The following is a 22,247-nucleotide window of genomic DNA, read 5'->3' on the forward strand; positions in this document are numbered from 1 at the left end:
GGGTGCCGCGGCGCTACTTGAACAGTTCCCGCGCGATGACGAGCCGCTGGACCTGGCTGGTGCCCTCGTAGACCTGGATGAGCTTGGCGTCGCGCATCAGCTTCTCCACGGGGTACTCCTTGATGTAGCCGTAGCCGCCGTACACCTGGACGGCGTCGGTGGCGACCTTCATGGCCATGTCGGCCGCGAAGCACTTGGCGAAGCTGGACTGGAGGGAGTTGCGCTTGCCCTCGTCCAGCAGCCACGCGCTCTCGTAGGTGAGCATGCGGGCCGCGTGGGTGTTCATGGCCATGTCGGCGATCATGAACTGGATGGCCTGGTGCTCGATGATGGGCTTGCCGAAGGTGCGGCGCTGCGTGGAGTACTCCATGGAGTGCTCCAGCGCGGCGCGCGCGATGCCCACGGAGAACATGGCCGTGAGCGGGCGGCTGTTGTCCAGCGTGGCCATGGCGATGGCGAAGCCCTGCCCCTCTTCGCCAATGCGGTTGGCCACCGGCACGCGCACGTCCTCGAACGTGAGCGACACCGTCTCGCTGGCGCGCTGGCCCATCTTGTTCTCGTGCTTGCTGACGGAGAGCCCTTCAGGGCGGCCCTCCACCACGAAGCAGGTGATGCCCTTGTGCTTCTTGCCCTTGTCCACCGTGGCGAACACCGTGTACTGGCTCGCCTGGCCGCCGTTGGTGATGAAGCACTTGGCGCCGTTGAGGACGTAGTGGTCCCCCTCCAGCCGCGCCGTGGTCTGCATGTTCGCCACGTCGCTGCCGGCCTCGGGCTCCGTGAGGCAGAACGAGGAGAACTTCAGCTTCTCCGTGAAGGGCGTGAGCAGCCGCTTCTTCTGCTCGTCCGTCGCGTGGAGGATGATGGGGAGGTTGGCCAGGTCATTGGCGATGATGGACGTCGCCACGCCCGCGCAGCCCCAGCTCAGCTCCTCGGCGACGATGGTCTGGTCCAGGTGGGAGAGACCCACGCCGCCGTACTCGGCGGGGATCGCCATGTTGAGCAGCCCCAGCTCCCACGCGGTCGTCAGCAAGTCGAGTGGGAAGGTGGCCGTCTCGTCGTAGTGGGCGGCCTTCGGACGCACCACTTCGCGGGCGAACTTGCGCGCCGCTTCCTGCAGCGCGCGCTGGGCGTCGGTGAGCTGGAATTCCATGGGGACCTCGTGACGGGTTCGGCTCGTTGACTCTGGAGTCAACGAATACATGCCGCGGCGCGAAATCGCCAGTGCAACCCGCGGGGAAGCGGAGGAGAGCCCGGTCCAGTTTTCTCAAAAAAACAGGCTCCAACCCCACGGGGGGATTGGAGCCATGCAAAGCACATTTAGTCTGTATTTCCCGAGGGGTTACTTGGACGCAGGCGGCCTGGCGGCCTTGGGGACCTTCTCCCAGTCGGCGAGGAACTTCTTGATGCCGGCGTCGGTGAGCGGGTGGTTGGCGAGCTGGGTGATGACGTTGTAGGGCAGCGTGGCCACGTCCGCGCCCAGGCGGGCGGCCTGGAGCACGTGGACGGGGTTGCGCACGCTGGCCACCAGCACCTGCGTGTTGAAGTGCTCGTAGTTCCGGTAGATTTCCAGGATGTTGGAGATGAGCTCCATGCCGTCCTGGGAGATGTCATCCAGCCGGCCCACGAAGGGCGACACGTAGGTGGCGCCGGCCTTGGCGCACAGCAGGGCCTGGTTGGCGGAGAAGCAGAGCGTGACGTTGGTGCGGATGCCCTCGGCGGTCAGCGCCTTGGTGGCCTTCATGCCCTCCACGCCCATGGGAATCTTCACCACGACGTTGTCGTGGATCTTCGCCAGGGAGCGGCCCTCCTTGATGAGTTCGTCCGCTTCATTGGACACACATTCGGCGCTGATGGGGCCATCCACGATGGAGCAGATTTCGCGGATGGTCTCCTCCAGGCCCCGGCCCACCTTGGCGAGCAGGGACGGGTTGGTCGTCACTCCGTCCACGCAGCCCATGGCGTGGGCCTTGCGAATCTCCTCCACGTCGGCGCTGTCGATGAAGAACTTCATCTCGTCCCTCTCCTGAAGGTGGAATGTGCCCCGGCCGAAGGAGGCCGGGCGAGCAGGCGCGTAACCGATGCCCCCCCATGCGTCAAGGGTGGCCACCACCGGGGGGCGGAGGTAGAAGGCCGGACACTGAACATGGCCCGCTCCTCTCGCTCCGTTGCCAAGAAGCCCCGCCTGCGCGCCCTCCCCGGCCGTCCCGCCCAGGCGCCTGCCGTCCTCCCCGACGCGGAGGCCACGCTCGCCTACGCGCGCAGCGTGCTGGAGGCGGAGGCCCGCGCCATCCTGGGTGTCACCGAGCGCCTGGGCGACGACTTCCTGCGCGCCGTGCAGCTCGTGCGGGACTGTGCGGGCCAGGTCATCGTCACCGGCATGGGCAAGGCGGGCCACATCGGCCAGAAGCTGTCCGCCACGCTGGCCTCCACCGGCATCCGCTCCGTGTACCTGCACCCGGCGGAGGCCGTGCACGGCGACCTGGGCCGCGTGGGCCGGGGCGACGTCATCCTGGCGCTGTCCAACAGCGGCTCCACGGAGGAGCTCATCCGGCTGCTGCCGTCCTTCAAGCGGATGCAGACGCCCGTCATCGCGCTCACGGGTGACGCGAAGAGCCCGCTGGGCCGGGGCGCGGACGTGGTGCTGGACATCGGCGCCATCGCGGAGGCGTGCCCCATGGGGCTGGTGCCCACGGCCTCCACCGCCGCGCTGCACGCGGTGGGTGACGCGCTCGCGATGACGGTGCTGCGCTCGCGGCCCTTCGGCACGGAGGACTACGCGCTCCTGCACCCGGGCGGGAAGCTGGGCCGCTCCGTGCAGCGCGTCTTCGAGCTGATGCGCACCGGCAACGCCAACCCGCTGGTGCGCGACACCTCGCCCTTGTCCGCGGTGGTGGGGGTGATGACGAAGACGCCGGGCAGGCCGGGCGCCGCGTGCGTGGTGGACAAGGCTGGGAAGCTGGTGGGCATCTTCACCGACGGCGACCTGCGCCGCCGCGTGGAGGCGGGCCTCACCGACTTCACCGTGCCCGTGCGCGAGCTGATGGGGAAGCGTCCGCGCTGCGTGACGCCGGAGACGCTGGTGCTCACCGCCGCCACGCAGATGCGCGAGCTGCGCGTGGACCAGCTCCCCGTGGTGGACGTGGAGGGCCGCGCGGTGGGCCTGCTGGACGTGCAGGACCTGCTGGCCGCGAAGTTCGTCTGAGCGCGGGCGTGCTGGGCGGACTACTTGCCCAGCTTCGCCTGGAGGCTGGCCTTGTTGGGGTAGTCCGGCGCGTCGGTGGCCAGCTTCTCCCACAGGGCCTTGGCGCCCTTGTCGTCGCCCTTGGCCTTGAGCGTGTCGCCCAGCTTCTCCACGGAGAGCGGGTCGGACTGCACGGCCACGCCCCACACGCGCGCCGCCATGGGGCGCTCCAGGCCCACCAGGGCCCAGGCCATGCCCGCCTTCGCGCGGCCGTTCTCCGGCTGGAAGGGCACCACGCGCGTGTAGTTGGCGAGCGCCTCCTGATACTGGCCCTTCGCCAGGAGCGCCTCGCCCTCCTCCACCAGCTTCGCCAGGCCCTGCTCCAGCTCCGGCGTGCGCTCGGTGTTCTTCACCGCGTCCACCATCTCCTGGGACAGCGGCCGGGGCGCGTCTGGCGCGGAGGGCGCGGCGGCCGCGGGCGCCTGCGACAGGCGGATGCGGCGGTCCTCGGCGCGCGAGGCCAGGAGCTGCTTGCGGCCCCCCGCCTTCACCGTCTCCTCCACCAGCGCCGCCATGCGCTTCGCCATGGGCGCGCGGTACGAATCCGGATGCGCCGCGGCGACGGCCTCGAAGCCCTTCCCCGCCTCCTTCAGCGCCGCCACGTCCTCGCCCTTCGTCTCGAAGAGCAGCGCGGCGCGCGCATAGAGGGCGTCCTCGTGCCGGGGCTCCACCTCCAGCACGTCGTCATAGGCCGCCAGCGCCTTGGCGCCTTCGTTGGACAGGTAGAGCGCGTTGGCGTGCATCACCGCCACTTCCAGCACCGGCGTCAGCGCCGCGCGCGCGCAGGCCGCCGCGCCCGCGGTGTCACCCTTCCTCGCGCGCTCCTGCGCGGCCGCCCCCATGTCCTCCACCGGCGTGTTCACGGTGAAGCCGCAGCCCGCCGCCTCCGCGGTGGGAACGGCGGCCTTGCCCAGCTTCTTGCGCTGCGCCAGGAACAACGTCCGCGTGGGCTTCGCGCGCTCCACCGCCTGCTGGAGGTAGGTGACAGCGTCCGCGTTGCGGCCATTCACGTAGTACAGGCGGCCCAGCGACGCGGCGATTTCAAAGGTCTTCTCCCGGCCCGCCAGCCCCTCCGTGGAGTCGAGCTGCTTCAGCAGCTCCTCGGCGGACGGCGGCGCCCGGCCCGTGCCCGACATGGGCGGGTGCCCCGGCGGGAGCTGCTCTGGCTGGATGCTGGGGGCCACGCCCTCGGTCGGCGGGTGGCCCTCCGGCATGCCGGAGGTGGCGGGCGAGGCCTGGGTCCCCGGAGGGATGACCGGGTGGCCGGGGGGCAGCGTGGAGGGCTCTGCGCTCAGCAGCGCCGCGGTGGCCAGGGCAAGGGACAGGGTCATGTGTCGTTGCTCGAGTAGCTCGCTTCCGGCCACCACGTGGCCTCGCTCCTGCGGACATCCTGCGGGGCGAGTTTCCCGAGGAGCTCCTTCACCGACATCCCCAGTACCGGATGACGCAGGTGTGGCGCCAGCTCAACGAGCGGCTCCAGGGCGAAGCGGCGCTTGTGCAGCTCCAGGTGGGGCACCTGCAGCGTGGGGTCGGCCACCACCTGTCCCTCCCAGAAGAGGATGTCCAGGTCGATGGTGCGCGGGCCCCAGCGCACCTCCCGGCGGCGCCCCAGGTCCTTCTCAATCTGCTGGAGGATGCAGAGCAGCCGCTGCGGCGGCAGGCCACACTCCAGGGCCACCACCGCGTTGAGGAAGCGCGGCTGCGGCGGCCCCACGGGGGCGCTGTCGAAGAGCGAGGAGCAATGGAGCACGGCCACCGCGTCGATGCGGGACAGCGCGGACAGGGCGGCGACGAGGTGATTCTCTCGCTCCCCCTCGTTGGAACCCAATCCCACGTAGACGGTGTCGCTCACGGCTCCATCTCAACAGGGTTCACCAGGGTCCCGATTCCCTCCAGCTCCACCTCCACCGTGTCCCCGGCCGACAGCTTCCCCACCCCCGACGGCGTCCCGGTGCTGATGAGGTCCCCGGGCAGCAGCGTCATGATGTGGGAGATGAACGACACCAGGCGCGCGGGGCTGAAAATCATGTCGGACGTGCGGCTGTCCTGGCGCACCTGCCCGTTCACGCGGCACACAATCTGGAGGTCGTCGGGGGACAGGCCCGTCACCGCCCAGGGCCCCGCGCAGGCGAAGGTGTCGTAGCCCTTGGCGCGGGTGTGCTGGACCTCGCGGCGCTGGACGTCGCGCGCCGTCACATCGTTGAAGCAGGTGAGGCCCCAGATGGCGCGCGCGGCGGTGGACTCGTCGGCGTTCTTCAGCTTCTCGCCGATGACGAGCGCCAGCTCCGCCTCGTAGTGGACCTCCTGGCTCGCCTTGGGGATGCGGATGGGGGCGCCGGTGCCGTTGAGCGCCGTGGAGGGCTTGGTGAAGATGAGCGGCTCGGGCGGCACCGGCTTGCCCATCTCCTCCGCGTGCTTGCGGTAGTTCTGGCCGATGCAGACCACCTTGGACGCGTCCGAGGGCACCAGCAGCGTCAGCGAGGACAGCGAGCGGTGGATGCCCGTCTCCTTCGCGCCGGCCCAGGGCGCGGCGGTGAGGACCACCACCTCGGAGCCCTCCACCCGGCCGTGGTGGGCCCGGCCCTCGTGCAGGAAGCGGCAGTAGCGCGCGGTCGTCATGAAGTCCTCTGGAGGCCGAGCACGTCGGCCATGTCATGGAGGCCAGGCGCGCGCCCCGCCACCCAGCGCGCGGCCCTCAGCGCGCCAGCAGCGAACTGGTCTCGGTTGGTGGCGCGGTGCGTGAGCTCGATGCGCTCGCCCTCGCCGAAGAAGTAGACGGTGTGCTCGCCCACCACGTCGCCGCCCCGGAGCGTCTGCACACCAATCTCGCGCGCGGGCCGCGCGCCAATCTGCCCGTGCCGCGCGAAGGCGAGGTCCTCCTGGGTGCGCCCCAGGGCCTCCGCCAGCACGTCCGCCAGCCGCAGCGCGGTGCCGCTGGGCGCGTCCTTCTTCATGCGGTGGTGCGCCTCCAGCACCTCCACGTCGAAGCCCGGCCCCAGCACCCGCGCCAGCTCCGCGGCCATGCGGATGACCAGGTTGACGCCCACCGACATGTTCGGCGCGGCGACGATGGGCACCGCCTTCGCGCTCTCGGCCAGCGCCGCGGACGCCTCGGGCGAGAAGCCGGTGGAGCCCACCACCAGCGCCACGCCGCGCGCGGCGCACACCTTCGCGTGCGCCACGCTCAGCTCCGCGCTGGTGAAGTCGATGACGACGTCCGCCCCCGCGTCCAGCGCCCGCTCCAGGCTGTCCACCGCCAGCACGCCCACGGGCCCCAGCCGCGCGGCCACCCCGGCGTCCTGCCCCACGGCGGCGCTGCCCGGACGCGCCGTGGCGCCCACCACCCGCAGGTCACCCGCCTCGTGCGTCAGGCGGAGCAACGTGCTGCCCATGCGGCCGGTGCTGCCGGTGATGACGGTGCGAATCATGTCTGCCACGCTCCAGATTGAGGCGGAATGCGGGAGGCTCAGCCGTTGAGCAGCCCGAGCTGGCGCATGGCGTCTCGAAGCTTCGCGGCGTTGGGCTCGGTCATCTGCACCAGGGGCAACCGCACTTCGGGCCCGAACAATCCCATGACGTGCAAACCCCACTTCACGGGCGCGGGGCTGGACTCGATGAAGAGCAGCCGGTGCAGCGCGTTCATCCGCACCTGGAGGTCGCGCGCCACCGCGATATTCCCCGCGCGCGCCGCCGCCACCAGGTCCGCCATCATCCGCGGCGCGATGTTGGAGGACACGGAGATGACGCCCTTGCCGCCGCAGGCGATGAAGGGCAGCACGGTGAAGTCGTCACCGGACAGGAGCGTCATCCGGTCGCCGCACTTCTCCAGGATGTCGATGGCCCGCGGCATGCTGCCGGTGGCCTCCTTGAGCGCCACCACCTCGGGGATGTCACACAGCCGCAGCACCGTGTCCGGCAGCAGGTCCACGCCCGTGCGGCCCGGCACGTTGTAGGCGATGATGGGGAAGCCCGGGTGCGCCCGGGCCACCGCGCGGTAGTGCTCCACCAGGCCCGCCTGGGTGGGCTTGTTGTAGTACGGCGTGACGATGAGCGTGCCGTCCGCGCCCGCCTCGCGCACGCGGCGCACCCCTTCGATGGTCTCCGCGGTGCTGTTGGAGCCGGCGCCGCCCACCACCGTCACGCGGCCCTTCGCCTCCTCCACCACCACCTGCACCGCGCGGGCGCGCTCGTCGGCCGTCATCGTCACGGCCTCGCCGGTGGTGCCCATGGGGACCAGCACGCTGGTGCCCCCTTCAATCTGCTGGCGGACCAGCGCCCGGTAGGCGGGCTCGTCCAGCGCCCCGTTGCGGAACGGAGTGGCCAGCGCCGTCATGGAGCCTTCGAAGGTCTTCATGCCGGGGCTTATATGTTCAGGCCCGCTCGCCGCGCCAGAGTTCCTCGACGCGCTCCCGCTCCCGGACCACGCGCCACGCCGCTCCGTCCACCAGCACCTCGGCCGGGCGCGGCCGGGAATTATAGGTGGACGACATACTCATGCCGTACGCGCCCGCGCTCATGAAGGCGAACAGCTCGCCTGCCTGCGGGAGCACCAGGGGCCGTGCCTTCGCCAGCACGTCGGTGGACTCACACACCGGCCCCACGACGTCTACCTCCACTGCCTTGCCCCGCCGCTTCACCAGCGGCTGGAGGCCGTGGTGCGCTTCGTAGAGCGCGGGGCGCAGCAAGTCATTCATGCCCGCGTCCACCACCACGAAGTGCCGCGCCGGCGTCTTCTTCCGGTACAGCACGCGCGTGAGCAGCACGCCCGCGTTGCCCACCAGCGCCCGGCCCGGCTCCACGATGAGCGTGGCGCCCGTGGCCCCCGCGGCGGCCAGCACGGTGCGCGCGTACTCGTCCGGCGACGGCGGCGTCTCGTCCGAATAGGTGATGCCCAGCCCGCCGCCCACGTCCAGGTAGGCCAGCGGATGCCCCTTCTCCTTGAGCGCGGAGTACAGCCCCGCCACCTTGGCCAGGGCCGCGCGCAGGGGCGCCGTCTGGGTGAGCTGCGAGCCGATGTGGCAGTCCAGCCCGGTGGCGACCAGGCCCTTCAGCTTCTTCGCGCGCGCGTAGAGGGCCACCGCCTCCTCGAAGGGCACGCCGAACTTGGACGTCTTCAGGCCCGTGGAGATGTACCGGTGCGTGCGCGCGTCCACGTCCGGATTCACGCGCAGCGCGAACGGCGCGCGGCGGCCCAGGCGGCGGCCCACGGCGTCCAGCGCCTCCAGCTCCTCGGCGCTCTCCACGTTGAAGAGGAGGATGCCCGCGGCCAGCGCCGCCTCCATCTCCTCCTGCGTCTTGCCCACGCCGGCGAACACCGTCTTCCTGGCGTCCCCACCCACGTGCCGCACCCGGGCCAGCTCACCGCCGGAGACGATGTCGAACCCGCCGCCGCGCTCGGCGACGAGCCGGAGGATGGCCAGGTTCGAGTTGGCCTTCACCGAGTAGCAGATGAGGTGCGGCCGGTCTCCGAAGGCCTCCGTCACCACCCGGACGTGCCGGGTGAGCGTGGCGGTGGAGTACACGTAGGTGGGCGTGCCCACGGACTCGGCGATGGCCTGGAGCGGCACATCCTCCGCGTGGAGCACGCCCTTGCGGTAGGCGAAGTGATTCACAGGACTCCCGCGTCCGTGGACTCCGGAGGCGACAGCGGCGTCTCCACGCCCGTCCCCGGCGTGGGCGTCAGGGTGGGCCCCGACGGATCCAGCGGTCCTCGCTCCGACTCGGGGGGCGGCGGCTGCGTCTGGGTCGCCGGGGCGGACGGCGGCCGGGGCGGCCCCTTGATGCCACACGCCGCCAGCGCCAGCGACAGGCTGGCGGCCACGAGGAGCGGAGCGAGGACGTGGCGCATGGCTAGAACTGCATCCCCAGCCAGGCGCGGATGGTCTGCGGCGTGTCGAGGTCGAGGCGCGCCGTCTCGTCGAACTCCTGCAGGCCGCTCATCGGGAACAGGATGCCGTAGGCGATGCCGGCGATGAACCCGTCCTCCGTCTTGTAGTCCGCGCCCACGTTGACCTCCAGGCCCAGGGCCTTGTTGGTGAACGACGGCGTGGACTCCGCGTAGACGGCCTGCGAGTAGATGACGCGGCCGTAGAGGTCGAAGCCGTCGGTGATGGTGTACTTCGCCGACGGGCGGACGTAGATGGCGTCCGTCACGCCGACGAGCAGCTCGCGCCACAGGATGAGGTCGATGCGGTAGTCGCGGTTGAAGCGGAAGTTGCGGATGGCGTTGTCCTCGCAGCCGCCCGTGCCACAAGCATACTGCGGGCCCTCGAAGTCACCCGGCGCGGTCCGGCCGTTGGTGCCCGAGCCCGGGCGGCCCGGCTGGTTGCCGAAGCCCGCCGCCTTGTCGCCGGAGGCGAAGCCCAGCTCCAGGTTGAGCGACAGCTTCTGGTCCAGCAGCCGCAGCTCGCCCTGCGCCACGCCGCCGAACTGGGCAATGGTGAGGCTCTGGTTGAGCGTGGGGTCGTTGATGCCGCCCACGTCCAGCGCGCGGTTGCCGATGCGGCCGAGCTGGGCGGCGGCCTCGAACTCGATCCGCCAGTTCTTCTCCTCGTACTTCAGCCACAGGTCCGGAACGAACATCGTCGCGTCGCGCGGGATGAAGCCGGTGTTCTGGCCGTTCGTGGTGGAGCCGTCGTACTCCCACTTCTGGGTGCGGTAGGTGAAGTGCAGGCCGTACTGGAGCACGCCCTGGTTGTTGTCCAGCTTGGAGCGGATGACCTGGTCGGTGTCCCGGCGCGCGATGGCAATCACCCAGCTATGCGCGTCATCGGACTGGGTCAGGTCAATGGGCTCACCCACGGTGCCGCGCGTGTCCTTGACGCCCTCATCGTTGAAGTCCAGCATCGGCGTCACGTACCAGCCCTCGAAGGGGTTGGTGACGAACTGGACGCGGTCCACGGTGTCGCCGAAGTCGCAGTCGAAGCAGGTGCCGTCGTTGCGCAGCATGCCCAGGCCCCACTGGCTGCCCATGCGGCCGAAGCGCAGGATGCCCACCGGCGTCTTCACCTCGCCGTAGGCGCGGCGCAGCTTGATGGAGTCCTGGAGCGCATCCGCCAGCGGGTCCTGGCTCTCCGAGAAGATGCCGAAGAGGTTGCGGGTGTTGCCGGGCAGCAGCGTGTCCGGCATGGCGCCCATGATGAAGTTGTCCAGGCCGAGGACCTCCATCTTCAACGCCACCTGCTCGGAGATGTTGAAGGTGGGCTCCAGGCGCACGCGCATGGTGGCGAAGGACTGGGTGTTCTCCTGCGGGCTGCGGGGCGAGCGCGGGAAGAGCTCCCGGCCGGGCGCCTTGCCCAGGTCGAACTTGTAGAAGAGCGTGGGGCGGACGCGGAAGTAGCCGTCGAGCGTGAAGACCTCGAGCTTGCGCCTCTCCTCCGGGAACTCCTCGGCCCACTCGTCCGTGGCGCCAATGGACTGCTTGGCGGCCTCGGCGCGAATCTCCTCGCGCAGCTCCTCCTTGAGGGCCTCCAGGTCGTCGCGGCTGACGCTCTCGCGAGCGGAGGGCACGGGCGTGGCCTCCACGGGCGCGGCGGGAGCGGCTTCAGCGGGTGCGGCGGGAGCGGACTCCGCGGGTGCGGCTTCCGCGGGCGCGGGCGGGCTACCCTCCGGCACCGGCGTCTGCGCGGTGGCCGTGGACGAAGCGACGAGTAGCGCCGCCAGCAGGGCGTGAGACATGGGCAACGATCTCCAGGGCCACCTGGGGCGGCCGGGTCTGAAAGGCGGGCGATTCAAGCCACCGGACCGAGGGGTGTCAACGCTTACCAGGGCGGGCCTTCGCGCCGTCAACGGCCGGCGCCCCCGGCTCGGCACGGCGGCCGTCCCGGGGCTGGCACCGGGGGCAGAAGTGGGTGGTACGGCCGCCCTGGGTGAAGGACTCGACCTGGGTGCCGCACTGGGAGCATGGGCCCCCGGCGCGACCGTACACCAGGAATGGATTCTCCGAGCGCCCCTCCTCCAGGTACACCGGCTCCTCCCCTTCCTGCTCCTTGAGGCCGAAGTCGATGGAGGCGCGGATGGCCTGCACCAGCCGCTTCCACTCCTCCGGCGTCAGGGTGCCGGGCAGGCGGCAGGGGTGGAGGCCGGCGCGGAAGAGCGCCTCGGCGGCGTGGATGTTGCCCAGGCCGGAGATGCGCTCCTGGTCCATCAGCGCCACCTTCAGCTCCCGCCGGGAGGCGCCCAGGGCCTGCTCGAGCTGCCCCGAGGTGAGGCCATCCGCCAGCGGATCCCTCCCCAGGATGCGCACCGCGTCCAGCTCCCGCAGGCGCGAGGCGGGCGCCGGCTCCAGGCGGCCGAACATCCGTGGATCGGAAAAGTGGATGACCTGGCCGTCATCCAGGTGGAACCGGGCGCGGCTGTAGGGCGCCACCTGGCCCTCGGCGCGGCGGACGAACTTGCCCGTCATCCCCAGGTGCCCCATCAACCCCCGGCCGCCCTCGAAGGCGAAGAGCAGGTACTTGCCCCGGCGGACCAGCGACTCCAGGCGGCCGGTCAGCAGGTTGAACTGCTGGCGCTCGGCGCCCCGGAAGATGCGGGTGTCCTCGGATTCGGTGCGCACGAGGCGCCGGTCGCTGAACCAGCGCACCAGGTTGCGCCGGGCGATTTCGACTTCGGGTAGCTCAGGCATCCTGCGGGGCACATACACCGGCGGGGCGCCCCACGCACCGCCAACCTGCCGGGCAGCCAACACCGGCCCCCGGCCCGGGCGGAGACCGGATGCCCGGAGGCTTGCACCACGCGGCCCTTGAAGGCAGGTGCCGATGTGGGCCAGCGTCCCGCAATCCCGCGCGGCAACGCGGCGAAGACCCCTGGCACGAAAGGCACCACTCGCATGCAGCGCATCCTCGTGGCGGTACTCGGACTCACCCTGACAACGGGCCTGTCGGCGGGCTGCACCCAGCAGCGCATCAGCGCGGAGAAGGCCGTGGCGCGCGCCTTCATCTCAGACGAGGAGGAGGAGAAGCTCGGCAAGCAGGTCAAGGCGGAGCTGGAGACGAAGGAGAAGATCAAGTACGTGGAGGACCCCGCCGTCGTCGACTACGTGCGCGGCATCTCCGCCAGCATCCTGAAGCAAGCCTCCAAGGACCGGCCCGGGGTGAAGTGGAAGATCCACGTCATCGACGACCCGAAGACGGTCAACGCGTTCGCCACGCCCGGTGGCTACCTGTACGTGTACACGGGCCTCATCCTGGCCGCGGACACGGAGGCGGAGCTGGCCGGCGTCATGGCGCACGAGGCGGGCCACGTGGTGGGCCGGCACTCGGCGCGCGCCATGGTCAACCAGATGGGCCTGCAGACCATCACCCAGGCGGCGCTGGGGAAGAACCCGGGCACCGTGGCGCAGATCGCCGCGCAGCTCGTGAGCGGCGGCACGATGCTGGCGCACGGCCGCGGCGAGGAGATTGAAGCCGACGAGTACGGCGCGCGCTACGCCTCCGGCGCGGGCTACGACCCGCGGGGCCTCGTCACCTTCTTCGAGAAGCTCCAGAAGGAGCAGGGTGACACGCCCGCGATGATGAAGTGGCTGAGCACCCACCCCACCAACCGGGACCGCATCGCGAACATCCAGAAGATCATCTCGGAGAAGAAGCTGCGCGGCAGCAACAACGGGCCGGGCGGGCTGCCCCCCATCAAGCAGTCGCTGGGCGGCAAGTAGCCGTTCAGTGCAGCGTGGAGGAGCGGGGGTCCTGCTCCTCCACGGTGGGCTCGGGCTCCTTGCCCCGGGCCACGCGCCGCCGCCACCGGAAGCGCGCCAGCTTCGAGCGCATGGCGGTGCTGGCGCTCTTGGCCGCGCCAGCCGTCTTCAGGGGCGGCTCCAGCGGCGCGGGCTCGTCGAAGCCACGCGCCCCCTTGGACTTCCCCTCCGCCGAGGCGTGCTCGAGGATGGCGTTGACTTCGCCGCCCAAGATGAAGATGAGCCCGGAGAGGTAGAGCCACAGCAGCAGCACCATCACGCCGCCGATGGAGCCGTACGTGACGTTGTACTGGCCGAAGTGCTCCACGTACTGCGTGAAGCCCCAGGTGCTCGCCAGCCACAGGCCGGTGCCCAGCACGGAGCCGGGGGTGATGTACTTGAAGCGCTGCTTCACGTCCGGCAGCAGGTAGTAGCAGAGCGCCAGCACCAGCATCACCAGCGACGCGGTGAAGGGCCAGCGCAGCCAGGACCACACCAGGTGGAAGGCGTCCACGAGCTGCAGCTTCCCCGCCAGCCACAGCCCCAGCCGTCCGCCGAGCAGGAACACGGCGAAGGACAGCGGGATGAGCAGCGAGCCCATCACCGTCACCAGCATCGCCAGGCCCTGCGTCTTCCAGAGGGGCCGGGACTCCGTGACGTCGTAGGCCAGGTTGAGCGCGGTGCGCAGCGCGTTCACCCCGCGTGACGCGGACCACAGCGTGATGACCAGACCGGCCGTCAGCAGCTTGGGCTGGGGCTGGTTGACCAGGGACTCCAGGTGTCCGGTGATGAGGCCCAGCGCGTCGCCCGGCACCAGCGGGCGGACGCGGTCCAGCATCGCGTCCACCGCGCCCGGGGCGAACGGCAGGTACGCCACCAGCGTGACGAGGAAGAAGAGGAAGGGGAACAGCGAGAACAGCAGGTAGTACGAGAGCTGCGCCGCGATGTCGGTGACGCTGTCCTCCTGGAACTCCTTCACGAAGCGCCGGCAGAACTCGCGCCAGGACAAATGCTTGAGTCTGGGCAGCCGCATGCTCGCCTCCTCGCTCCGAGTCGTACCGGGGCACAGAAGGTGAAAACGGGCGCGCGCTTTGGCAGCAGGCGGCCGGCCGGGCACACGCTCCGTGGCTCGGCGGGTGGCGGGGCGCGGTGTCGTCAGGCGACGTTGGGCGGGAGGTATCTGCCCAGCAGTGGACGGAGGCTGCCGCGCACCTCGTCGGGGATGCGGCTGCGCTCGGTGCCAATGGCCAGGGCCAGCGCGGAGTCGCAGCGGCAGGTGGCGCGGGCTCCGGCGATGCGAGGCAGCGCGCGGCGGATGAGCGCGGCGCCGCTGGCGGTGACGGCCTTCCGGTGGTGGGAGATCAGCGCCAGCAGGTCGTCATGCGCCTCGCCCGGCGCGCGGGGCTGCCACGAGTCGTAGTCCGTGGGCAGCGCCACCATGGCGTAGTGGAGTTCCGCCTCCCGGGCGAGCCGGGCCTCGGGCATGCCCGTCATGCCCACCAGGTCTCCGCCCCAGGTGCGGTAGAGCATGCTCTCCGCGCGGGTGCTGAGGGACGGGCCCTCGATGCAGACGTAGGTGCCCTCGGTGTGGACGGTGGGCCCCAGCGGGTCCCTGGCCTCCGCGAGGACGTGGCGCAGGGTGCCGCAGAAGGGGCTGCCCAGGTCCACGTGGACGGCGACGTCGTCGTAGAAGGTGCAGGGGCGGCGGTAGGTCCGGTCGATGACCTGGTCCGGCACGGCGAGCTGGAGGGGCTGGATGTGCTCGCGCAGGCTGCCCACGGTGCCGGTGGCGAGGACGTGGGTGACGCCCAGCACCTTCAGCGCGTAGACGTTGGCGCGGTAGGGCGCGCGGGTGGCGTTGTAGACGTGGCCGGAGCCGTGGCGGGCGACGAAGGCGACGGAGACGCCATTGAGCTCGGTGGTGACGATGGGACCCGCGTGAGGGCCGAAGGGCGTCTCGATGATGTGGGATTCGCCCTTGCCGGGGATGCCCAGCGCCTGGGCCAGCCCGGGGCTCCCGATGATGCCCACCCTGACAGCCATGTGCCTCCTCGTGGCGCGACCACCGCGCCAGGGGACCATAACGCGGCCCCCTGGCGCCGGAACCCCAGAAGACTGGTAGTTTTCGTAATCGCCATGCGAGCCCTCCTGATTCTCGGCCTGACCCTCGCCGCCGGCCCCGCCGCGGCCGCCGTCCCTTCTGGCTGCCAGGAGGACTTCGGCACGTGCAAGGAGGACTGCTCCATCGAATTCGGGGGCAGCGGGCGCACCGTCGAGAAGCTCACCCACTGCCTGGCGGACTGTCAGGAGAACCTGGGCTTGTGCGCGGACCGGCACTCGTCGCTCAAGGGCCTGCCTTCAGGCGTGGTGGCGGACCCGCCGAGGCGGCGGAGGGGCAAGCGGCTGACGCGCGAGGAGGACCCCTTCGGGGACGGCGGCGCGCAGCCGACGCGCAGGCGCAAGTCCCGGGAGGAGGACCCGTTCGGGGATGAGCAGGGCTCCAACCGGAGGGATGGCTACCGCGCGTCGGAGTCCTCCGTGGCGGTGGAGCCCTCGCGCCCCGCACCAGAGCCCATTCCCCCGCCGCCATCCTCCGGTGTGGCGGTGGAGGCCACGCGGACCGGGTACCGGGCGACTGAACCCGCGGCACCTCCGCCCCCGGCCCCGGCGGACCCGGCGTCCCTGGGGGACCTGGACTCGCCGGATGACGCGCCCACCCCCACCCCGCCCGCCGTCACCGCGAGCCCGGAGAAGGAGGACCCGCTGGTCGGCGACGACCTGCCGGAGGCGCCACCTCCGGCCGCGAAGAAGCCCGCGCCCAGCAAGTCCAGCCGGCCGGCGCTACCGCCCGAGCCCGAGTACGACATCTCCGACTGGGACCCGGACGGGGATTGAGCGGGGGCGCCTAGAAGTCGAAGGAGATGGCCTTGATGAACGCGTCCACGCTGGCGTCGATACGGCGTCCGAAGTTCCGCTGGCACGGGTCAAAGCCGCACTTGAAAAGGTCGAAGTAGCTCCGGAAGCCCGTGTGCATCGCGGCGACCCGGTGGACACCGCTCCCCATGTTTCGGGACCAGGGCCCGCCGCTCTGCCCGCCCGTCGTATCGATGTGCTCGGTCTCAATCCGATGGCCGTTGATTCCGGCCGCCCCGCTCATGCCACATTGGAACGTCGCCGGGCCGGGCGCGCCCGGGCAGGTATCGGCGGGATAGCCGAACATGTCGTAGGTGGCGGAGCCACTGTCGATGACGTAGCCCGTGAACATGGATGGCGCGGCGTGGCAGGGAAACGTATCCACGACGGCATAGTCCAGGGGCGAATCCAGTGCGCCGTGCGCGTACCCCGAAGGCACGCCGATGAGGATGTCGTTCGACGAGTTCGCGTCGTCGTTCCGGCAATCCACGCTCCCCAGCGGCAGGGACGTCCCGTTCTGCGCCGGGCCGAAGATGATGCGGTTCGTCGTCAGTCCATCTGGACGGCGGATGCAGTGCGCCGCGGTGACCAGCGTCCAGGGGCCGATGTACGAGCCCGTGCACTGTCCACAGGAGCCGCCCGAGCAGACCGTCAGGCGAACGGTCGCGCGTCGCGGCTGCAGCATGGTGTCGACGACGCGCGTGCGACCATCACTCCATTCATGACAAGCACCTCCGTCAGGACGCAGCGTTGATGCGCACGGCCCACGCGCCTTCCGTGGAGCGCCTGCCCTCACGCGGCGGGCCGCACGCAGCCCCGCACCGCGAGACTCAATGCATGGGCAACCTGTCGAACGAGGTGGGCGCGGAACCTTCGCTGCCTGGATTTTCCGCGCGATTCACGCCGCGCTGAAGACGCTCGCGCACCGCCCTCGGCCCTCACCGCGCCTTCCGGAACGTCAGATTGATGCGATGCGCTCCGAGCAGGGGGTGGTGGCCCGCCTTCAGCGGCATGACGCCGTGGTAGCGCAGGCGGTCCGGTCCTCCCCAGACGACCACGTCGCCATGGCTCAGGCGCACGCGCTCCGGCTTGTCCGACCGCTCCGCCCCACCGAAGAGGAAGACGGCCGGGAGCCCCAACGAAACGGAGACGATGGGCGCGCTGAAGTCGCGCTCGTCCTTGTCCTGGTGCAGCGACATCTTCGCGCCGGGCTCGTAGCGGTTCACCAGACACGCGTCGGGGGTGAAGCCAGCGAAGCCCACCTTGGCGGCGGCCGTCTGCGCGAGCTGAAGGAAGACCGCCGGCATGTCCGGCCAGGGCCGCCCCTGCACCGGGTCCACCGCGTCGTAGCGATACCCCGTCCGGTCCGTCACCCAGCCCCACGCACCACAGCTCGTCATCGCCACCGACATGCGGAACCCGCCCGGTGTCTCCATGTGCCGGAAGGGCGAAGCGTTCGTGACGTCCTGGACCGCGCGCAGCAGCGCCCCCGCCTGGGCCAGCGCGAAGCCCCGGAGGACCCTGGCCCCGAGGCCCAGCGCTTCCTCGCGAGGTCCCGTGCCGCCGAGGTTGTCGAACAGGTCCAACGTCATGGGCGCGCCTCAAGCCGCATCATGGAAGATGACGCCCACCGTGTGACGCTGTCCCGAGCGGATGCGGCTGACGCCATGCCGCAGGTTGACGCGGTACACGCCTCGCGTTCCCTGCACCGGGCGGTGGTGGACGGCGAACACCACCGCGTCTCCCTGGCGCAGCGGGACGACCTCCGCGCGTGACTGCATGCGCGGGCGCTGCTCGGTGAGGACGAACTCCCCTCCCGTGAAGTCCCGCCCGGGCTCCGACAGCAGAATCGCCACCTGGAGCGGGAAGACGTGCTCCCCGTAGAGGTCCTGGTGCAGGCAGTTGTAGTCGCCGGCCTCGTAGCGCAGCAGCAACGGCGTCGGCCGCACCTGCCCCGCCGCGTGGCAGCGTTCCAGGTACGCCGCATGCGATTCGGGGTACTGGACCTCGATGCCCATGGCGGTGTTCCAGCGGTTCGCCACCGGCGCGAGCCGGGGATACAGCGCCTCGCGCAGCCCGGCGACCCCGTCCGGCAGCGGGTACGCGAAGTACTTGTACTCGCCCTTCCCGAAGCCGTGCCGCGCCATCACCACTCGGCTGCGGAACACGGCGTCTTCCGGGTACAGCGCCGCCAGGGCCTCACACTCGGCCGGCGTGACGAGCCGCTCCAACGTCGCGCAACCGCGCGCGTCCAACGCCTCCTCGACGCGGGCCCAGTCGACCTCGGCCACCTGCTTCACTGCGCGGACGGCGCCGGGCGGACGCGCCTTTCGGGCCGTCGCCTTCTGCGTGGACATGGTGTCTGCCATGACTGGAAGCTAAAAGGTCCAGGCAGCCCCGGCACTCCGGGTCTTGCTGCTATCCGACGCGCGAGGAGGCTGGAGGCCGCTCCGGAACGGCCGCTGCCGCCGCGGGCGGCCGGACGTGCGCGCCCTGGGTCAGTCGCACGCCCAGGAGCACGAGCACGCCGCCCACCGCAAGCTCCCAGTGCAGCGCCTCGTCCAGGAGGGCCCAGGCGGCCAGCGCGGTCGCCGCGGGCTGGAGGTTGGAGAACACCGCCACCTTCGACGCCGGCACCCGCGACAGCGCGAAGTACCAGAGCAGGTACGCCACCACCGACGTGAGCAGGCCCAGGTAGACGATGGAGTACCGGGCCGCGGGGCTGGCCGCGAGCACCGCCTCCGGCCTCGCGAAGAACGGCGCCATCAACAGCATCATCAACGTGGAGGCCGTCATGCTCCACGCCGTCGCGCGAATCGGCCCGTGCACGGCGACGAACGGCCTGCCCTCCGTCGTGTACACCACCCACGACATCACCGCGCCCAGGATGAGCAGGTCACCCTGCAGCGAGCCGCTCGCGTCCACCAGCCCGCGCCCCAGCAGGAGCACCACCACGCCCGTGAACGCCGTGACGATGCCGCCCACCGCCCGGAGCGAGGCCCGCTCATGCCCCCGCCCCAGGCTCAGCAGGTATACGCCCAGCGGCGTCAGTGCATAGAGCAGCGCCGCGTGCGCCGCCGTGGACCGGGACAGGCCATGGAAGAAGAACACCTGGTTCACCGGCCCCGCCAGCAGGCCCAGCATGAGCACGCGTCCCCATTCCTTGCGCGGCGGCAGCCGGGGCCCGGGCAGGAAGCACAGCAACAGCGCGAACACCGTCCCGCTCAGCACGAAGCGCCACAGCACCACCGTGAGCGGCGGCAGCTCCGACATCGCGCGCTTTCCCGCCAGGTACGTGCCCGCGCTGATGAGGACCTGGAGGATGAGCCCGGCATAGACAGGGCCCAGGGACTGCGCGGAGGTGGACGTCAGGGGTCGAGCTGAAGGAGCGCCCATTGCGCGGCGGTACGTACCAATTCGCTCGAATCGCCGCAGAGCTTTTCCAGCAACGGTTTCGCGTCCGCCTGCTTCGCCACGCCCAACGCATACACGGCGTTGCGGCGCAGTCCGTCATAGCGTGCGCGCGCCAGCGCGGTGCCAGGTATTAGGTGCTCATACTGTTCCACCGTGAGTCCCGCGAGCTCACGCACCCCCAACTCCGCCACGGCGCGAGGCGCGAAGCGCGGGTGCTCGGCGAACACCGGCCGGCGGTTCAGCGGACACACCTGCTGGCAGATGTCGCAGCCGAAAATCAGGTTGTCGAACTTGAGCCGGAACGCCTCCGGCACCTGCTGCTCGCGGTTCTCGATGGTCTGGTAGGACAGGCACGCGCGCGCGTCCACGCGGCCGTTGCCCACCAGCGCGCCGGTGGGGCACGACACGAGGCAGCGGCGGCACGCGCCGCACCGGTCCGCCGCCGGGCCGGTGCCGTAGTCGTCCACCTCCACGTCCAGGACGAGCGTGGCCAGCAGCACCCAGGAGCCGTAGGGCTCGGTGATGAAGCAGCCGTTCTTCCCCACGTAGCCGAGCCCCGCGCGCGCCGCCCACACCTTCTCCATCAGCGGGCCGCTGTCCACGCCGCCGTAGGTGCCCAGCCCCGGGTACATCACGGTGAGCGCCTTGCGGAACGCCTTCATCCGGTCGCGCAGCGTGGAGTGGTAGTCCCGGCCACGCGCGTAGCGCGCGATGGGCGAGCCCACCGTCTCCGCGTCGTCGCGCCAGTAGTTGTTCGCGAAGGAGATGACCGTCCTCGCGCCGGGGAGCAGGACGGAGACGTCCAGCCGCTCGGCCGCCCGCTCGCCCATCCAGTCCATGTCCGCCGCGTAGCCCGCGGCCACCCAGGACAGCAGGAAGTCGGGCGGGATGGGCTCGGCGCGCGCGAACCCCACCAGGTCGAAGCCGACCGAGCTGGCGAGGTCACGCAGATGGGCGGTGGGCAGAACAGTCACGGGGCGCGTCCGGCTACCTGGAGGGCTTCGCCGGAATCCACTTCACGTCCTCGACGCCCGCACGGTGGTTGACCACCCGGGCGAGGACGAAGAGCAGGTCGGAGAGCCTGTTGAGGTAGACGACCACCGCCTTGGGAATCTTCCCTTCGCGCAGCAGCGGCACCGTGCGGCGCTCGGCGCGGCGGCAGACGGTGCGCGCCAGGTGCAGCGCGCTCGCGGCCTGCGTGCCTCCGGGCAGGATGAAGTGCGTCATGGGCGACAGCTCGGCCTCGAAGCCGTCGATGGCGCGCTCCATGTCCTCCGCCCACTCGGCCTTCAGCTCGGGGATGTGCGCTGACGCCTTCGTGTCCTCGGGCGTGGCGAGCACCGCGCCCACCGTGAAGAGCTGGTCCTGCAGCCGGTGCAGCAGCGCGTCCACGTCCGTGGGCCCCTCGAAGCTCCGCACCAGGCCGAGCGTCGCGTTCAGCTCGTCCACCTCGCCGTACGCGTCCACACGCACGTCGTCCTTCGCGACGCGTCCGCCACCGAACAGACCGGTCTCTCCGGCATCACCGCTCTTCGTGTAGATTTTCATGCCCCGGCTTCTAACGGTGCGCGGCGACTGGCGTCCATGGGAAGCCGCACCGCGGGCACGACGAGGTACAGCCCTGTACGGAGTTCACCGGCGGAATGGCCCCCTTGTGTCCGGCGCGGTCACGATCGTACATGGCCCCATGCAGCCCTACCTGTCCCTGCTCGACCACGTCCTGCACCATGGGGTGAAGAAGGGCGACCGTACCGGCACGGGGACGCTCAGCGTCTTCGGGCCCCAGCTCCGCTTCGACCTCACGCAGGGCTTCCCGCTCCTCACCACCAAGAAGGTGCACACCAGGTCCATCCTCCATGAGCTGCTGTGGATGCTCGCGGGGGACACCAACGTGCGCACGCTCCAGGCCCAGGGCGTCACCATCTGGGACGAGTGGGCCAACGCCGACGGCAGCCTCGGCCCCGTGTACGGCCACCAGTGGCGTTCGTGGACGGCGCCGGGCGGCGAGCACATCGACCAGATGAAGGCGCTGGTGGAGGGGCTGAAGAAGAACCCGGATTCGCGCCGCCACATCATCAGCGCGTGGAACGTGGCGGACCTGCCGGCCATGAAGCTGCCGCCCTGCCACGTCCTCTTCCAGTTCTACGTGGCCAACGGCAGGCTGTCCTGCCAGCTCTACCAGCGCAGCGCGGACATCTTCCTGGGGCTGCCCTTCAACATCGCCTCGTACTCGCTGCTGACGATGATGGTGGCGCAGGTGACGGGCCTGCAGGCGCACGAGTTCATCCACACCGTGGGCGACGCGCACCTGTACCTGAACCACGTGGAGCAGGCGAAGACGCAGCTGTCGCGCGAGCCGCGCCCCCTGCCCCGCATGCGCCTCAACCCCACGGTGACGGACCTCTTCGCCTTCAAGTACGAGGACTTCACGCTCGAAGGCTACGAACCGCACCCCGCCATCAAGGCGCCCGTGGCCGTATGAAGCTGTCCGCCATCGTCGCCATGGCGGCCAACCGCGTCATCGGCGCGGCCAACCAGCTCCCCTGGCGCCTGCCCGCGGACCTCGCGCGCTTCAAGCGCATCACCATGGGCCACACCCTGGTGATGGGCCGGAAGACCTACGAGTCCATTGGCCGCCCGCTGCCGGGCCGCACCTTCATCGTCGTCACCCGCCAACGCGACTTCGCGCCGCCGGGCGTCCAGGTGGCGCACTCCGTGGATGAAGCGCTCGCCATGGCGGAGGCCAGCGGCGACCCCGAGGTCTTCATCGCCGGCGGCGCGGACCTCTACGCCCAGACGATGGACCGCGTGCAGCGCCTCTACCTCACGCACATCGACCGGGACTTCCCCGGCGACACCCGCTTCCCTGACGTGGACCTGACGGGTTGGACTCGCGTCGACGAAGAAGCGCATCCCGACGCGGAGCCGCCCCACACCTTCCTCACCTACGAGCGCTGACGCCCCCACCCACCCGGTGGCGTCTACATGCATGCCTGGGTGAGGGCA

General features: G+C 70.5%; 24 protein-coding genes. 5 read left to right on the top strand and 19 right to left on the bottom strand.

Annotation, left to right across the window (positions count from 1 at the left end; genetic code table 11):
• Window positions 1-13 precede the first annotated feature (13 nt).
• Both MYMAC_RS28755 and fsa read right to left on the bottom strand, forming a co-directional pair.
• Complete coding sequence (locus MYMAC_RS28755) at window positions 14-1,150, bottom strand: acyl-CoA dehydrogenase family protein (protein WP_013938384.1); 1,137 nt, start codon at window positions 1,148-1,150, stop codon at window positions 14-16.
• Window positions 1,151-1,339: 189 nt separating this feature from the next.
• On the bottom strand, window positions 1,340-2,011 hold the full coding sequence (gene fsa / locus MYMAC_RS28760; protein ID WP_013938383.1) for a fructose-6-phosphate aldolase: 672 nt from the start codon (window positions 2,009-2,011) through the stop codon (window positions 1,340-1,342).
• A gap of 132 nt (window positions 2,012-2,143) precedes the next feature.
• Between fsa and MYMAC_RS28765 the strand changes: the two genes are divergently transcribed.
• A complete protein-coding gene (locus tag MYMAC_RS28765; protein ID WP_095960393.1) occupies window positions 2,144-3,202 on the top strand; it encodes a KpsF/GutQ family sugar-phosphate isomerase in 1,059 nt (352 codons plus the stop codon).
• Between the two features lie 20 nt (window positions 3,203-3,222).
• Here the strand turns inward: MYMAC_RS28765 and MYMAC_RS28770 are convergent, their stop codons facing one another.
• From MYMAC_RS28770 to mutM, 9 genes are all read right to left on the bottom strand, one after another.
• On the bottom strand, window positions 3,223-4,572 hold the full coding sequence (locus MYMAC_RS28770; protein ID WP_095960394.1) for a tetratricopeptide repeat protein: 1,350 nt from the start codon (window positions 4,570-4,572) through the stop codon (window positions 3,223-3,225).
• Window positions 4,569-5,093: a 2-amino-4-hydroxy-6-hydroxymethyldihydropteridine diphosphokinase gene (folK, locus tag MYMAC_RS28775; protein WP_013938380.1), complete on the bottom strand. Its 525-nt coding sequence runs from the start codon at window positions 5,091-5,093 to the stop codon at window positions 4,569-4,571. Before folK ends, MYMAC_RS28770 begins: the two co-directional genes overlap by 4 nt.
• Window positions 5,090-5,860: a fumarylacetoacetate hydrolase family protein gene (locus MYMAC_RS28780; protein WP_013938379.1), complete on the bottom strand. Its 771-nt coding sequence runs from the start codon at window positions 5,858-5,860 to the stop codon at window positions 5,090-5,092. The genes folK and MYMAC_RS28780 overlap by 4 nt, the downstream gene beginning before the upstream one ends.
• Entirely contained in the window at window positions 5,857-6,669 is an 813-nt protein-coding gene (gene dapB, locus MYMAC_RS28785; RefSeq protein ID WP_095960395.1) for a 4-hydroxy-tetrahydrodipicolinate reductase, read from the bottom strand. Before dapB ends, MYMAC_RS28780 begins: the two co-directional genes overlap by 4 nt.
• A gap of 38 nt (window positions 6,670-6,707) precedes the next feature.
• On the bottom strand, window positions 6,708-7,595 hold the full coding sequence (gene dapA / locus MYMAC_RS28790; RefSeq protein WP_095960396.1) for a 4-hydroxy-tetrahydrodipicolinate synthase: 888 nt from the start codon (window positions 7,593-7,595) through the stop codon (window positions 6,708-6,710).
• Between the two features lie 16 nt (window positions 7,596-7,611).
• Window positions 7,612-8,853, bottom strand: a complete 1,242-nt coding sequence (gene lysA, locus MYMAC_RS28795) for a diaminopimelate decarboxylase (RefSeq protein WP_095960397.1) — start codon at window positions 8,851-8,853, stop codon at window positions 7,612-7,614.
• Window positions 8,850-9,089, bottom strand: a complete 240-nt coding sequence (gene lptM / locus MYMAC_RS28800) for an LPS translocon maturation chaperone LptM (RefSeq protein ID WP_204816996.1) — start codon at window positions 9,087-9,089, stop codon at window positions 8,850-8,852. The genes lysA and lptM overlap by 4 nt, the downstream gene beginning before the upstream one ends.
• A gap of 2 nt (window positions 9,090-9,091) precedes the next feature.
• Window positions 9,092-10,918, bottom strand: coding sequence for a TIGR04551 family protein (locus MYMAC_RS28805; RefSeq protein WP_095960398.1), 1,827 nt, complete (start codon window positions 10,916-10,918; stop codon window positions 9,092-9,094).
• A 76-nt stretch (window positions 10,919-10,994) separates the two neighbouring features.
• The gene (mutM, locus tag MYMAC_RS28810) at window positions 10,995-11,867 is read right to left on the bottom strand and encodes a bifunctional DNA-formamidopyrimidine glycosylase/DNA-(apurinic or apyrimidinic site) lyase (RefSeq protein ID WP_013938373.1); all 873 of its coding nucleotides are present in this window, start codon (window positions 11,865-11,867) and stop codon (window positions 10,995-10,997) included.
• A 204-nt stretch (window positions 11,868-12,071) separates the two neighbouring features.
• Here mutM and MYMAC_RS28815 point away from each other — a divergent pair, with 204 nt between their 5' ends.
• Window positions 12,072-12,896, top strand: a complete 825-nt coding sequence (locus MYMAC_RS28815) for a M48 family metallopeptidase (protein ID WP_095960399.1) — start codon at window positions 12,072-12,074, stop codon at window positions 12,894-12,896.
• 4 nt (window positions 12,897-12,900) lie between these two features.
• Here the strand turns inward: MYMAC_RS28815 and MYMAC_RS28820 are convergent, their stop codons facing one another.
• Together MYMAC_RS28820 and MYMAC_RS28825 are read right to left on the bottom strand one after the other, a co-directional pair.
• Window positions 12,901-13,947: a YihY/virulence factor BrkB family protein gene (locus tag MYMAC_RS28820; protein WP_095960400.1), complete on the bottom strand. Its 1,047-nt coding sequence runs from the start codon at window positions 13,945-13,947 to the stop codon at window positions 12,901-12,903.
• A gap of 122 nt (window positions 13,948-14,069) precedes the next feature.
• On the bottom strand, window positions 14,070-14,957 hold the full coding sequence (locus tag MYMAC_RS28825) for an MTAP family purine nucleoside phosphorylase (RefSeq protein ID WP_013938370.1): 888 nt from the start codon (window positions 14,955-14,957) through the stop codon (window positions 14,070-14,072).
• Window positions 14,958-15,050: 93 nt separating this feature from the next.
• Here MYMAC_RS28825 and MYMAC_RS28830 point away from each other — a divergent pair, with 93 nt between their 5' ends.
• Window positions 15,051-15,809: a hypothetical protein gene (locus MYMAC_RS28830; RefSeq protein ID WP_095960401.1), complete on the top strand. Its 759-nt coding sequence runs from the start codon at window positions 15,051-15,053 to the stop codon at window positions 15,807-15,809.
• A gap of 10 nt (window positions 15,810-15,819) precedes the next feature.
• On the opposite strand, the gene MYMAC_RS28835 is transcribed toward MYMAC_RS28830, so the two are convergent.
• The 6 genes from MYMAC_RS28835 to MYMAC_RS28860 all read right to left on the bottom strand — a co-directional run bounded on the left by MYMAC_RS28835 (window position 15,820) and on the right by MYMAC_RS28860 (window position 20,789).
• Window positions 15,820-16,512 carry a trypsin-like serine peptidase gene (locus MYMAC_RS28835; RefSeq protein ID WP_095960402.1) on the bottom strand — a complete coding sequence of 231 codons (693 nt, stop codon included), beginning with the start codon at window positions 16,510-16,512 and terminating at the stop codon, window positions 15,820-15,822.
• Between the two features lie 253 nt (window positions 16,513-16,765).
• Window positions 16,766-17,419, bottom strand: coding sequence for a DNA oxidative demethylase AlkB (gene alkB, locus MYMAC_RS28840; RefSeq protein ID WP_095960403.1), 654 nt, complete (start codon window positions 17,417-17,419; stop codon window positions 16,766-16,768).
• A 9-nt stretch (window positions 17,420-17,428) separates the two neighbouring features.
• Window positions 17,429-18,184: a 2OG-Fe(II) oxygenase gene (locus MYMAC_RS28845; protein ID WP_204816998.1), complete on the bottom strand. Its 756-nt coding sequence runs from the start codon at window positions 18,182-18,184 to the stop codon at window positions 17,429-17,431.
• 61 nt (window positions 18,185-18,245) lie between these two features.
• Window positions 18,246-19,223, bottom strand: a complete 978-nt coding sequence (locus tag MYMAC_RS28850) for a DMT family transporter (protein WP_095960405.1) — start codon at window positions 19,221-19,223, stop codon at window positions 18,246-18,248.
• The gene (gene queG / locus MYMAC_RS28855; protein ID WP_095960406.1) at window positions 19,196-20,215 is read right to left on the bottom strand and encodes a tRNA epoxyqueuosine(34) reductase QueG; all 1,020 of its coding nucleotides are present in this window, start codon (window positions 20,213-20,215) and stop codon (window positions 19,196-19,198) included. Before queG ends, MYMAC_RS28850 begins: the two co-directional genes overlap by 28 nt.
• 13 nt (window positions 20,216-20,228) lie before the next feature.
• The gene (locus MYMAC_RS28860; protein ID WP_013938363.1) at window positions 20,229-20,789 is read right to left on the bottom strand and encodes a cob(I)yrinic acid a,c-diamide adenosyltransferase; all 561 of its coding nucleotides are present in this window, start codon (window positions 20,787-20,789) and stop codon (window positions 20,229-20,231) included.
• A gap of 139 nt (window positions 20,790-20,928) precedes the next feature.
• Between MYMAC_RS28860 and MYMAC_RS28865 the strand changes: the two genes are divergently transcribed.
• Window positions 20,929-21,723, top strand: a complete 795-nt coding sequence (locus tag MYMAC_RS28865) for a thymidylate synthase (protein WP_095961726.1) — start codon at window positions 20,929-20,931, stop codon at window positions 21,721-21,723.
• Window positions 21,720-22,199, top strand: coding sequence for a dihydrofolate reductase (locus MYMAC_RS28870; RefSeq protein ID WP_095960407.1), 480 nt, complete (start codon window positions 21,720-21,722; stop codon window positions 22,197-22,199). Before MYMAC_RS28865 ends, MYMAC_RS28870 begins: the two co-directional genes overlap by 4 nt.
• Window positions 22,200-22,247 lie beyond the last annotated feature (48 nt).

The sequence above is a fragment of the Corallococcus macrosporus DSM 14697 genome (assembly GCF_002305895.1).
Classification (GTDB): Bacteria; Myxococcota; Myxococcia; order Myxococcales; family Myxococcaceae; genus Myxococcus; species Myxococcus macrosporus.

What these genes read in the sequence shown, in the direction of transcription:
- fsa (WP_013938383.1), bottom strand. Translation starts at nt 2,011, where the DNA reads ATGAAGTTCTTCATCGACAGCGCCGACGTGGAGGAGATTCGCAAGGCC.
- mutM (WP_013938373.1), bottom strand. Translation starts at nt 11,867, where the DNA reads ATGCCTGAGCTACCCGAAGTCGAAATCGCCCGGCGCAACCTGGTGCGC.
- MYMAC_RS28770 (WP_095960394.1), bottom strand. Translation starts at nt 4,572, where the DNA reads ATGACCCTGTCCCTTGCCCTGGCCACCGCGGCGCTGCTGAGCGCAGAG.
- MYMAC_RS28780 (WP_013938379.1), bottom strand. Translation starts at nt 5,860, where the DNA reads ATGACGACCGCGCGCTACTGCCGCTTCCTGCACGAGGGCCGGGCCCAC.
- MYMAC_RS28835 (WP_095960402.1), bottom strand. Translation starts at nt 16,512, where the DNA reads ATGCTGCAGCCGCGACGCGCGACCGTTCGCCTGACGGTCTGCTCGGGC.
- lptM (WP_204816996.1), bottom strand. Translation starts at nt 9,089, where the DNA reads ATGCGCCACGTCCTCGCTCCGCTCCTCGTGGCCGCCAGCCTGTCGCTG.
- MYMAC_RS28845 (WP_204816998.1), bottom strand. Translation starts at nt 18,184, where the DNA reads ATGTCCACGCAGAAGGCGACGGCCCGAAAGGCGCGTCCGCCCGGCGCC.
- MYMAC_RS28815 (WP_095960399.1), top strand. Translation starts at nt 12,072, where the DNA reads ATGCAGCGCATCCTCGTGGCGGTACTCGGACTCACCCTGACAACGGGC.
- MYMAC_RS28825 (WP_013938370.1), bottom strand. Translation starts at nt 14,957, where the DNA reads ATGGCTGTCAGGGTGGGCATCATCGGGAGCCCCGGGCTGGCCCAGGCG.
- alkB (WP_095960403.1), bottom strand. Translation starts at nt 17,419, where the DNA reads ATGACGTTGGACCTGTTCGACAACCTCGGCGGCACGGGACCTCGCGAG.
- MYMAC_RS28830 (WP_095960401.1), top strand. Translation starts at nt 15,051, where the DNA reads ATGCGAGCCCTCCTGATTCTCGGCCTGACCCTCGCCGCCGGCCCCGCC.
- MYMAC_RS28805 (WP_095960398.1), bottom strand. Translation starts at nt 10,918, where the DNA reads ATGTCTCACGCCCTGCTGGCGGCGCTACTCGTCGCTTCGTCCACGGCC.
- MYMAC_RS28850 (WP_095960405.1), bottom strand. Translation starts at nt 19,223, where the DNA reads ATGGGCGCTCCTTCAGCTCGACCCCTGACGTCCACCTCCGCGCAGTCC.
- dapB (WP_095960395.1), bottom strand. Translation starts at nt 6,669, where the DNA reads ATGATTCGCACCGTCATCACCGGCAGCACCGGCCGCATGGGCAGCACG.
- MYMAC_RS28865 (WP_095961726.1), top strand. Translation starts at nt 20,929, where the DNA reads ATGCAGCCCTACCTGTCCCTGCTCGACCACGTCCTGCACCATGGGGTG.
- MYMAC_RS28765 (WP_095960393.1), top strand. Translation starts at nt 2,144, where the DNA reads ATGGCCCGCTCCTCTCGCTCCGTTGCCAAGAAGCCCCGCCTGCGCGCC.
- MYMAC_RS28820 (WP_095960400.1), bottom strand. Translation starts at nt 13,947, where the DNA reads ATGCGGCTGCCCAGACTCAAGCATTTGTCCTGGCGCGAGTTCTGCCGG.
- MYMAC_RS28860 (WP_013938363.1), bottom strand. Translation starts at nt 20,789, where the DNA reads ATGAAAATCTACACGAAGAGCGGTGATGCCGGAGAGACCGGTCTGTTC.
- MYMAC_RS28870 (WP_095960407.1), top strand. Translation starts at nt 21,720, where the DNA reads ATGAAGCTGTCCGCCATCGTCGCCATGGCGGCCAACCGCGTCATCGGC.
- dapA (WP_095960396.1), bottom strand. Translation starts at nt 7,595, where the DNA reads ATGAAGACCTTCGAAGGCTCCATGACGGCGCTGGCCACTCCGTTCCGC.
- MYMAC_RS28755 (WP_013938384.1), bottom strand. Translation starts at nt 1,150, where the DNA reads ATGGAATTCCAGCTCACCGACGCCCAGCGCGCGCTGCAGGAAGCGGCG.